Source organism: Kitasatospora sp. NPDC048715 (assembly GCF_043198905.1).
In the GTDB taxonomy this organism is placed as follows: Bacteria; Actinomycetota; Actinomycetes; order Streptomycetales; family Streptomycetaceae; genus Kitasatospora; species Kitasatospora lactacystinica.
Genome location: NZ_JBICVH010000008.1, coordinates 331,922 through 342,735, shown reverse-complemented (window position 1 = coordinate 342,735; position 10,814 = coordinate 331,922). Strand labels below are relative to the sequence as shown.

At 75.2% G+C, this 10,814-nt stretch carries 9 protein-coding genes; 4 read left to right on the top strand and 5 right to left on the bottom strand.

Annotation, left to right across the window (positions count from 1 at the left end; translation table 11 throughout):
* Positions 1-42: 42 nt before the first annotated feature.
* A complete protein-coding gene (locus ACGFSC_RS17480; RefSeq protein ID WP_359898482.1) occupies positions 43-1,359 on the top strand; it encodes a histidine kinase in 1,317 nt (438 codons plus the stop codon).
* Complete coding sequence (locus tag ACGFSC_RS17475; RefSeq protein WP_359898483.1) at positions 1,341-1,994, top strand: response regulator transcription factor; 654 nt, start codon at positions 1,341-1,343, stop codon at positions 1,992-1,994. Before ACGFSC_RS17480 ends, ACGFSC_RS17475 begins: the two co-directional genes overlap by 19 nt.
* A 51-nt stretch (positions 1,995-2,045) precedes the next feature.
* On the opposite strand, the gene ACGFSC_RS17470 is transcribed toward ACGFSC_RS17475, so the two are convergent.
* Complete coding sequence (locus tag ACGFSC_RS17470; RefSeq protein ID WP_359898484.1) at positions 2,046-2,537, bottom strand: HPP family protein; 492 nt, start codon at positions 2,535-2,537, stop codon at positions 2,046-2,048.
* A 142-nt stretch (positions 2,538-2,679) separates the two neighbouring features.
* On the opposite strand from ACGFSC_RS17470, the gene ACGFSC_RS17465 reads away from it, so the two are divergent.
* On the top strand, positions 2,680-3,897 hold the full coding sequence (locus ACGFSC_RS17465) for an amidohydrolase (protein WP_359898485.1): 1,218 nt from the start codon (positions 2,680-2,682) through the stop codon (positions 3,895-3,897).
* A gap of 92 nt (positions 3,898-3,989) precedes the next feature.
* On the opposite strand, the gene ACGFSC_RS17460 is transcribed toward ACGFSC_RS17465, so the two are convergent.
* The 4 genes from ACGFSC_RS17460 to ACGFSC_RS17445 form a co-directional block, all read right to left on the bottom strand.
* Positions 3,990-4,895, bottom strand: a complete 906-nt coding sequence (locus tag ACGFSC_RS17460; RefSeq protein WP_359898486.1) for an immunity 49 family protein — start codon at positions 4,893-4,895, stop codon at positions 3,990-3,992.
* Positions 4,896-5,004: 109 nt separating this feature from the next.
* Complete coding sequence (locus ACGFSC_RS17455; protein WP_359898487.1) at positions 5,005-6,420, bottom strand: erythromycin esterase family protein; 1,416 nt, start codon at positions 6,418-6,420, stop codon at positions 5,005-5,007.
* A 402-nt stretch (positions 6,421-6,822) separates the two neighbouring features.
* Positions 6,823-8,472, bottom strand: coding sequence for an amidohydrolase (locus tag ACGFSC_RS17450; RefSeq protein ID WP_359898488.1), 1,650 nt, complete (start codon positions 8,470-8,472; stop codon positions 6,823-6,825).
* 62 nt (positions 8,473-8,534) lie between these two features.
* Positions 8,535-9,233, bottom strand: a complete 699-nt coding sequence (locus ACGFSC_RS17445) for a TetR family transcriptional regulator C-terminal domain-containing protein (protein WP_359898489.1) — start codon at positions 9,231-9,233, stop codon at positions 8,535-8,537.
* A gap of 71 nt (positions 9,234-9,304) precedes the next feature.
* Here ACGFSC_RS17445 and ACGFSC_RS17440 point away from each other — a divergent pair, with 71 nt between their 5' ends.
* A complete protein-coding gene (locus ACGFSC_RS17440) occupies positions 9,305-10,741 on the top strand; it encodes a cytosine permease (RefSeq protein WP_359898490.1) in 1,437 nt (478 codons plus the stop codon).
* The last annotated feature ends 73 nt before the right edge of the window (positions 10,742-10,814 follow it).

The following is a 10,814-nucleotide window of genomic DNA, read 5'->3' as shown; positions in this document are numbered from 1 at the left end:
CACCCCTGCGGCGGGCGGTGGGCGGCGGCTAGGGTCGGCAGGGTGATCGCTGTCCGCAACACCCTGGAGGCGCTGGCCCAGCGGCCGTCGGCGTTCCTCGGCTCCGTGTGGCCGTGGCGCGCGCTGGGCTTCCTGCTCGCGGGAGCCGCGGTGGGGGCGACGGCCGCCGGGCTGGCGGCGCTGCCGGTGCTGCTGTGGGGCGGGCTGGGACCCCTGGCGGTGGCGGTCGTGCTGCCGCCGCTGGCCCTGGCGGGGCGGGCGGTGACCGGGTACGAGCGGTGGCGGCTGCGGCTGGTGCTGCCCGGGGCGGGGCCGTCGGGGCGGGTGCGGTCGGGGCGGGTGGTGCCGGGGTCGGTACCGTCAGGGTCTGTACCGTCGGGTCCGGGTCCGGGTCCGGGTCCGGGGCCGGGGCCGCGGGGCGGGGCGGAGGGGCGGCGCGGACGTGCCCGCGAACTGTTCCGGGGGCCGGCGGCCCGGCGCGACCTCGGCTACGGGCTGGTCTCCCTGCTGCTGCTCTGGTGGATCGACCTCGGACTGGTCGCGGTGGGCCTCGGCACCCCGCTGTTCCTGCTGGCCGCCCCGTTCCAGCCCACCGCGAACCCCACCGCCTCCTGGCTCGGACCGCTCGCCGGACTCGTGCTGCTCCCGGTGGCGGCCTACCCGCTGGCGGCCTGGGCGGGGGTACGGGCGGTGACCGCCCGGGCCGTGCTGGAGCCCGCCGAGAACGAGCTGACCCGGGTGGTGGCCTCGCGGGCCCGACTGGTGGACGCGTACGAGGTGGAACGGCGCCGGATCGAGCGCGACCTGCACGACGGCGCCCAGCAGCGGCTGGTCTCGCTCTCCGTCAGGCTCGGCCTGGCCGGTCTCGACCTGCCCGAGGACTCGGCCGCTGCCCGGCAGGTCCGGGAGGCCCGGGAGGAGGTGCGGACGGCGCTGCGGGAACTGCGCGAACTGATCCACGGCATCCATCCGCAGGTCCTCACCGACCGGGGACTGGAACCGGCGGTGCGGGACCTCGCGGGCCGCTCGGCGGTGCCGGTGGACGTCGACGTCGCACTGCCCGGGCGGCCGCCCGCCCCGGTCGAGGCCGCCGCCTACTTCGTGGTCTGCGAGGCGCTGGCGAACGTGGTCCGGCACAGCGGCGCCCGGCGCGCCTCGGTGCACGGCCGTGCGGCGGCGGACGGGCTGGTGCTGGAGATCCGGGACGACGGGGCCGGCGGCGCCGACCCGGCCGCCGGCACGGGCCTGCTGGGCATCAGCGACCGGCTCGCCGTCATCGACGGCACCCTGTGCCTGCGTTCCCCGGCCGGTGGGCCGACCGTCCTGCGAGTGGAGATCCCGTGCCTGCACTTCGGTTAGTCGTCGCGGAGGACTCGGTGCTCCTGCGGGAGGGCCTGGTCTCCCTGCTGGAGCGGTTCGGGCACACCGTGGCGGCCGCCGTCGGCGACGCCCCGGCACTGGTCGAGGCGGTCCGGGAGCACCGGCCGGACGTGGTGGTCGTCGACGTCCGGATGCCCCCGGACAACACCGACGACGGACTGCGCGCGGCCCGCCGGCTGCGCGAGGAGGATCCGCGGCTGCCCGTCCTGGTGCTCAGCCAGTACGTCTCGCAGGGGTACACCGCCGAGCTGATCTCCGCCGGCGACCGGGGCGCGGGCACCGGCTACCTGCTCAAGGACCGGATCGGCGAGGTGCGGGAGTTCGTCGCCGCCCTCACCGACGTGGCCGGGGGCGGGACGGTGGTGGACCCGGAGGTGGTCCGCCAACTGCTGACCCGCCGGCACGACCCGCTGCAGCGCCTGAGCCCCAAGGAGCGCGAGGTGCTGGCGCTGATCGCGGAGGGCCGTTCCAACGCGGCCGTCGCCCGCCGGCTGGTGGTCACCGAGGCCACGGTGGCCAAGCGGATCGCGAGCATCTTCACCAAGCTCGACCTGCCGCAGGCACCGGACGACCACCGCCGGGTGCTGGCGGTGCTGAGGTACCTGGGGTCGTGAGGGCCCGCCGCGGCCGTGGCCGCGGTCGCGGCCGTCGGTTCGGCGTGGCCGTCACCAGGACACCGGGTAGCGGACCGGGTGCCTGCCGATCCTGCCGGGCAGCAGGCCGATGACGACCAGCAGCACGGTGGCCAGGACGAGCAGCGGGAGGAAGGGCGCGGGGTGCGGGGCCTGCAGGACCACGATCACGGCGGTGGCCGCGGCCGGGGAGTGCGAGAGGTGGGTGAGCATCATCGCGCCCAGCGAGAGCCCGGCGGCCACGGCCGCGCCCCAGGTGGTGCTGCCGGTGACGGCCAGGGTGGCGAAGCCGATCAGGGCCGACATCAGCTGGCCGCCGATCAGGTTGCGCGGCTGCGAGATCGGCAGCGCGGGCGCTCCGTGCACCAGCGCGGCGCTGGCGGCCAATGGCGGGATCAGCAGCGGTTGGTGGAGCAGTACGCCCACCCCGACCAGGAGGAGCAGGGCGCCGATGGCGAAGACGGTGGCCCGCAGGACGTGCAGCGGGTGCGGCCTGGGTGTGGCGGCGGGCGGTGGCGTGGACATGCGTGAGCGACTCCGGACGGGGGACAGGGACCCGGAGATGATAAACAGACTGTTGAATGAAAGGTAGGACGTTTTGCCTGTCGGACAGGATCCGTCCACGGCGCCGGACCACCTCGGGAACCAGAGCGAGAGCGAGCAGCCCATGACCACGCCTTCCGTCACCGTCTTCCGGGACGTCCGCCCGTACGGCGCCGACCGGGCCGTCGACCTGGTCGCCGTGGACGGCCTGCTGGCCGAGCGGGTCCCGGACGGGGCGGTGCCGGAGGTGGTCGAGGGCGGTGGCCGGATCGCGCTGCCCACCCTGGTGGACGCGCACATCCACCCCGACAAGACCGCCTGGGGCGAGCCCTCGTACAGCCGGCGCCCGGCGGGCTCGCTGCCCGAGTACGTCCGGGGCGACGTCGACCTCCACCGGCACCAGCGCACCCCGCTCGCCGACCGCGCCCACCGGCTGCTGAGCCACGCCGTGGCGCGCGGCACCCGCGCCGTGCGGGCCCACGTGGACGTGGCGCCCGCGTACGGCCTGGCCGGGGTGACCGGGCTCGCCGAGGTGCGCGAGCGGCTGGCCGGCGCGCTGGACGTCCAGCTGGTGGCCTTCCCGCAGCACGGCGTCCGGCGGACGCCCGGCGCGGGCGCGCTGCTCGCGGAGGCGGCGGCGAGCGGACTGGTCGACGCCGTCGGCGGCATCGACCCGGCGGGCTTCGACGCCACCCCGGCCGAGGGCGGCGACGGTGAGGGGCCCGCCCAGCTGGAGCTGCTGTTCGGCCTGGCCGAACAGCACGGACTGCGCCTCGACATCCACCTGCACGACCGGGGCGAGCGCGGTCTCGGCCCGCTGCGCGACATCGCCGCGCGGACCAGGGCGGCCGGACTGGCCGGACGGGTGGTCGTCAGCCACGCCTTCTGCGTCCCCGAACTGACCGGCGCCCCGCTCGCCGACCTCGCCGCCGAGCTGGCCGAATCCGGCGTCGGCCTCACCACCGTGGCGCCCTCGGCCCACCAGGTGCTGCCGTTCCGCGAGCTGCGGGCGCACGGGGTGCGGGTCGGGCTCGGCTCGGACGGCGTGCGCGACTCGTGGAGCCCGTACGGCAACGCCGACATGCTGCACCGCGCCCACCTGCTCGGCTGGACCACCGACGCCCGCACCGACGAGCAGCTGGCCGACTGCTTCGCGCTGGCGGCCGACGGCGGCGCCGAACTGCTGGACCTGCCGGCCGCCACCCTGGCGGCCGGCTCGCCCGCCGACTTCATGCTGGTGACGGGCGAGTGCCTGCCGCAGGTGGTGATCGACCTGCCGAGGCCCGAACTGGTGGTCCGCGCGGGCCGGGTGGTGGCACGGGACGGGCGGTTCGCGGGCTGAGCGGCGCCGCGGGGCCGGTGCGGGCCGGTGCGGGCCGGTGCGGGTTGTCGGGGTCGGCGGGGCCGGTGCGGGCCGGCCGATCCGAGGAGCGGTCAGCCCGCGCCGACCAGCGTCGCCGGGAGGTAGCCGGAGGATATGCCCAGCTCCCACCCGTGCGCCTGGACCGCGAGGGCGGCGAGGGCGATCGGGACGACCGGGAGCAGGGTGCGGGGCCGGGCCGTCGCGGGCGTGCTGTCGCGGTGGAGGGCGAGGCGGGCGGCGAGTGCCTCCTCGAAGGCGGCCCGGTCGTCGTCCAGCAGGACCCGCAGCAGCCGCTGGTCCGGGCTCAGCCCGCCGGGCGCCGCCCCGGCCGCGGCGTCCAGGCCCCGGGCGGCGGCCGCGCGCTCGTCGGCGTCCGGCTTGCGCAGCGGGACGGGACCGGGGGCGATCCACGGCGGCCGCTCCGTCTCCACGACGAAGAGGTACAAGCAGAGGGCCGTCATCCCGGCCAGGTCCGCGGGCTCGGAGACGGACGTCAGGTCCGAGTGGGGCAGGCCGTCCCGGACCGCGGGCGCGTAGTCCTCGACGAGCAGCGGGCCGAGCATGCGGTCGCGGTGCGGCAGCAGACCGCCGATCAGGCACATCGCGAAGGCCTCCACCCAGGTCGCGGCCGTGGGCGCGAAGTCCACGACCGGACCGAAGCGGACGTCCTCGCTGTCCAGCGTCCTGCCGATGTACGGGAAGGGGACGTCGAAGTCGCCCCGGGGGAAGCAGCCGAGCTGGAGCACGCCGAGGGCGCACTCGGCCGCCGTCCACAGGGCCGCGCGGGCGTCGGCTCCGGTGAGGTCCCCGTCCTCCAGGGAGAGGGCGGCGACGTGGTCGAGCAGCTCCTCGCCCATCGCGCGGACCGACCCGATGGTCAACTTGTCCTCAAGGTCGTACCAGTGGCCGAGCGCCCGGCCGCGGACGTCCCCCAGGGCGTCGCGGATCCGCTGCTGGACCACAATGTGACGCGTCACTTCCCGCACGTGCTGGTGCCTCCCCGTCGATGGTGCGGTCCGTCGTCCCGCGTACCCGTGCTGACGGAGAGGCACGCTAGCAGCGACCACCGACACCGGGAGCCGGCGCTCAGAGGAGGCGGGCCGCGCCGGTCTCGTGGAGGTGGACCAGCGCGTCGTAGGCCGGGCCGATCGCCAGCCGCGGCAGCGGGTCGCTGTGGAACACCGTCCCGGCGTCGTAGGTCGGGCGGGCGGTGTCCAGCCAGGAGCGGGTGGCCGGCGGGGCGGAGCGCAGGTCGACGTAGTAGTCGCGGGGGCGCACCCGGTCGAGGACGTACTCGTTCATTCCGGCGGTGGCCGGGGGAACGGTGACCTTCTTCCAGACGGGGGCGAACGGGGAGTCCTTGGTGAGGAACGAGCCGCGGCCGAAGGTGAGACCGATGGCGACGTAGCCCGTGCCGAGGGCGTCGCGCAGGTACTCGCCCTGGGTCCTGGGGTAGAGCTCGGGGTCGCTGCTCCGGTACCCGACATGGCCGTTGTGCGCGGACAGCAGCACCTTCCCGCCGGTGCGGCGCTGCCACCAGAGGGTGTTGTCGGTCATCGCCCGGTCGCGGAGCTGCTGCATCGCGGCCACGTCGGCGGTGTCCTCCAGGTTCACCGCGCTGAAGGCGAAGGTCAGGGCGATGCTCCGGGCGTGCTGCAGCGCCCACGCGTACGCCTCGTCCTCCTTGCCCCCGGCCCCGGCCGCGCGCCCGGCGGCGGTGACCAGCTCCAGCGTCCGCTGCGCCACGACGGCGTTCTGCCGCCGCTCGGCGAGCGGCCGCGTGGTGACGTAGCCGATGGCGTCGTCGAAGGGGCGCAGGCCGGCGTACAGCTGCTCCAGCCGCGGCAGCGACCCGGGGGCGGCCTCGCGCACGTAGGCGGTCACCCGGTCGAAGAGCTGGTCGCCGATCGCGGGGAAGTTCAGGTCGTCGCCGAGGAAGTGGACCGGGCGCAGCGGGTTTTCACGGTTGTGGTCGCGCATCCAGTCGATCAGGTCGGCGAACTCCTGGCGCTCCCAGGGCGAGGTGCCCATCGTGTCCTTCACCAGCTGCCGGGCGTCACCGCCGGTGCGGCCCTGGACGTAGTCGTCGATCCGCAGGCCGCTGGACCAGCTCGTCTCCAGGGCGAAGGTGGTGAACCCCTTCTCCTCGACCAGGTGGCGCAGCACCCGCTGCTTCAAGGTGAAGAACTCGTGCGCGCCGTGCGTGGCCTCGCCGAGCCCCACCACCGTGGCGTCGCCGATCATCGTGCCCAGCGGCCGCAGGTCGGTGGTCCGGCCGGCGGGTTCGGTGGACCGCAACGGGTGGGCGAGCGCACCCAGTTCGCGTACCACGGTGGAGGTCTGACGGTCAGTCCGGTTCGCCGTCTCCGGCTGGTCGGCGCTCGTCGACTGGTCCGCGCGGGCCGCGGGGGCGAGCAGGGTGGCGGTCACGGCGGCCGCGGTGGCGGTCAGCAGGGCGCGTCGGTCGATGCGCTTGCCGCGCTCCTCGCTGCGTGCGGTCATGTCGGGCTGCTCCTCGGTTCCTCGAACCATCGATCCGCCGGCACGCCGATCCGTCAATTCGACGGTTCGGGCAGCCGGTTCGATGGGTGCGAACGGTTCGCCGACGAATGCCGGCCAACGAATCGTCGATCACCGAGGGGCGGCGACGCGCTGGGGAACACCACCGGATCCGGCGGGGGGACAACCCCCGGGAGGTCCGGCGCTCCCGGCGGGGCGGGTCGGAGCGCGGGACCACCGTACGGACAACGGAAGCGGAAGACAACGGAGTGCGGGGGCTGCGCGGTTCAGCACGAATGGACACGGACACGGACACGGACACGGACGCGGGCCCGGGCGGCCCCGCGTGCCCCCCGCCCGGGGGTGCACGGCGGGGCCGCCGGGCGTTCGCCGGCTACGGCCGGTTCAGAGCGAGGCGGACCGGTGGGTGGGACGGCCGTCCAGGACGGTCAGCAGGACGGGGACGTCCGCCAGTTCGGTGGCCGGGGTGGTGAGCGGGTCGGCGGCGAACACGGTGAGGTCGGCGCGGTGGCCGACGGCGATCCGGCCCGCCAGCTGCTCCTCACCGGCGGCGCGGGCGGCGTTGGCGGTCATCGCCAGCAGCGACTCCAGAGCGGTGAGCGCCTGGCCGGGGTTGTGCGGGGCCTGGCTCAGGTCGCGGGTGGGGCGGCGGTGGCGGGCGCCCGCCATGACGCCCAGCGGCGGGTAGGGGGCGATCGGCCAGTCCGAGCCGAGGACGACGGTGGCGCCCGCGTCCCAGAGGTCGCGGCAGCGCCACGCGCGGTCGGCCCGCTCCTCGCCGAGGCGGCGGGACCAGTTGTCGGTGTGGTCGGCGCGGGTGAAGTCGCAGCAGTGGGTGGGTTGCATGGAGGCGACCACGCCCAGCTCGGCGAACCGCCGGACCACCGCGTCCGGAACGGTCTCGATGTGCTCGATCCGGTGCCGCACGGGGGAGGTCCCGGGCGTCGTGCCCCCGTTCGCCGGCCCGCTCGTCGTCGCCTTCTCGATCGAGTCGAGCGCGTGCCGGACCGCGGCGTCGCCGATCGCGTGGGTGGCGGTCGGGACCCCGGCGCGGTGCAGCTCCCCGACGACGTGGGTGTAGTGAGCCGGGTCCGGCCAGAAGGCGTGGGTGGACTCGCCGTGGCAGTCCGGGCGCTCCAGCCAGGCCGTCCCGTTGTCGATCGTGCCGTCCATGAACAGCTTGACGCCGTCCACCCGCCAGAGCCGACCGCCCCGGTCCTGCTGCGCGATCAGCGCGCGCAGCCCGTCCGCGTCCACGCCGGGCTGGCACCAGGGGGCGACGCGCAGCCGCAGCGGCAGCTCGCCCGCCTCGTCCAGGTCGGCGTAGAGGTCGAGGCTGTCGCCGTTGGCGTCCATCGCGTGGCCGCCGGTGAGGCCGGTGGCGGCCATGGCGCGCAGCGCGACGGCGAGGCGGTCGCGGCGCTCGGCGCGGGTGGGCCGGGGGGCGGCGCGCTCGACCAGCTCGCAGGCGGCGTCCTCCAGCAGCAGGCCGGTGGGGCGGCCCTCGGCGTCGCAGACCACCTCGGCGGCCTGGTCGAAGCTGCGCGGTCCGTCCACGCCGGCCAGCTCCAGGGCGCGCGGGCTGGCGAGCATCGAGTGGGCGTCGAAGAGCTGGAGCAGCGCCGGGACGCCGTCCAGGACGGACGCGAGGGCGGCGGACCCCACCGGACGGTCGCCGAAGACGTTCGGGTCCAGACCCCAGGCGTGCAGCCAGGCTCCGGGGGCGAGGCGCGCGGCCTCGGCGGCGAGGGCGGCGCGGACGCCGGCCAGGTCGGTGCAGGCGGAGAGGTCCAGGCCGTGGGTGAGCTCGGCGCCGGTGACCGGATGCAGGTGGCCGTCCACCAGGCCGGGGGTGACCACGGCGCCCTTCAGGTCGATCACCGTCGTCGTGGGGTCGGCGAGTTCGCGGACGGTGCGGTCGTCGCCGAGGGCGGCGATCCGGCCGTCCACGACGGCGAGGGCGGTCTGCGGGAGGAAGCCGCCCGAGGCGGGGTCGAGCAGACGGGCGGAGAGGAGGACCAGGGAGGTGCGCACTTCGGCTCCAGCGGTGCTGCGGGTGGGGGCGGGGTGGGGTTGCGGGGGTGCGGGGGCTTCGGTCAGGACTGCTCGGCGACCGGGGCAGGAGCGGGGGGCGTGGGGGCGGGCGCGTCCGTCGGGCTCGTGGTGTCCGCGGGGTTCAGCGTGCCGTCGGACAGGCCCAGTTCGCGTTCGGCGGTGGCGGCGGCGAGCCGGGTGACGGAGGACGGGTGGTCGCGCAGCCCGGTGTTGGCGTGGACGGCCAGGCCGTCGATCACGACGAGGATCCGAACGGCCGTCAGCACCGGGTCGTCGGTGCGGAATTCGCCCTGTTCGACCCCGGCGGCGATGACACCGCCGAGCCGGCCGCGCCAGCCGTTCTCCTGGTCGAGCACGCGCTCGCGCAGGACGGGGCGGTAGCGGCTGAGGTGGCGGGCGTTGAGCCAGAGCCGGCTCATGTCGTCGTAGGACGGGCCGGTGGTGCGGGCGAAGAAGCGGGCCAGGTGTCGCAGCGCGGACCCGTCCGGCGGCTCGGTGGGCAGCAGTGCCTCCAGCTCCGCGGTGGCGGCGCTGCCGAAGGCCTCGGCGACGAGGTCCTCGACGGCGGGGAAGTAGTGGCTGATCAGGCCGGGCCGGACGTCGAGTTGCTCGGCGATCCGGCGCAGGGTGATGCACTCCAGTCCCTCGGTGAGGGCGACCTCGGCCGCGGCGCCGACGATCTCCGCCCGGCGGTCCTCGGGGGACTTGCGAACCCGTTTGCGCTGAACGCTTGACGTCATGTTCCGGATGCTATTGAGTGTGCGACCAATAAGCAAGCAGGTGGGCACGACACCCCCACGGAGGGCCCCCAATGGCGTCCACGCTCCCGGACCACCCCCACACTTCCCCGGACCTGCCCCCGCGCCCGGCCGCCCCGCCCCAGCAGGAACGGGGCGGCCGGGTCGAGGTCCACGGCATCGACCACATCCCCGAGACCGAGCGGCGCGGGCGCGCCCGCGAACTGTTCCCGGTCTGGGCCGCGGCCAGCGTCAACTACCTCAACCTGGTGGTCGGCGGCGCCCTCGTCCTGAGCGGCCTCGACCTCTGGCAGGCCTTCGCGGTGGTCGTCCTCGGCAACCTGTTCTGGCTGGGCACCGGCCTGCTCGCGGTCTCCGGACCGGCCGCCGGCGCGCCCAGCGAGGTGATCACCCGCGCCATGTACGGCATCCGGGGCAACCGGGTGAACAACGCCGTCACCGGCTGGATGATCTCGGTCTGCTACTTCGCGCTGAACCTCGCCGCGGCCGCCGTCGCCGCCTTCTCGCTCGCCGAGGAGGCGGGAATCACCCCGACCACCCCGATCAAGATCACCATCGTGATCGCGATCGTCGTGCTGACCCTCACCATCAGCGTGTACGGGCACGCCGTGATCCTCCGGCTCTACCTGCCGATCACCCTCGGCCTCACGGCGGCTTTCGCGGTGGTCGGCTACGCGATCGTCACCCACGCCGACCTCGCCTGGAGCCAGCCCGAACCGCTCACCGGCGGACGGCTCTGGGCGGCCGCCCTGGCCGGCCTCACCCTGATCGCCTCCGGCCCGCTCTCGTACACCACCAGCGCGGACTTCTCCCGCTACCTGCCCGCGACCACCGCCCCGCGCGCGGTCCTCGGCTGGACGGCCCTCGGCGGCTTCCTGCCCAGCGTGGTGGTCGGCGGCCTCGGCGTGCTCGGTGCCACCGCCGTCGACATGACCGACCCGCAGGCCGCCCTCCGGCAGATCCTGCCCGGGTGGTTCAACCCCGTCTTCCTGCTCTCCCTCGTGGTCGGCACCATCGCGGTCAACGCCCTCACCGCCTACAGCGCCGGCCTCGCCCTCCAGGCCGTCGGCATCCGCATCCGCCGCACCCTCAGCGTGCTGGTGGACGGCGCGGTCGCGGTCTCGCTGACGCTGTACGCCCTGCTGGTCTCCAACTTCCTCGACACCGTCAGCAACGTCCTCCAGCTGACCGTCGTCCTCCTCGGCCCCAGCACCGCCGTCTACGCCACCGACATCCTGCTGCGCCGCAACCGCTACGACGGCCGCGCCCTCGGCGACGAGAGCCCCGGCAGCCCCTTCTGGTACCGCGCCGGTGTCAACCCGGCCGGCGCCATCGCCCTCGCGGGCGGCGTCACGGCAGCGGCGCTCGGTGTGGACACGCTCTACACGGGTCCGTTGGCGTCCTTGGCCGGGGTGGATCTGGCCTTGCCGCTGGGTGTGGTGGTGGCCGCGGTGCTGTACGGGGTGCTGATGCGTCGGCGTGGCGTGTAGCGCGCGGCGGTGTGCCGGGCTGCCGGTCGCCCTGCCTGCCCGCTTTCCTGCCTGCTTGCCCGTCTGGCCGCCT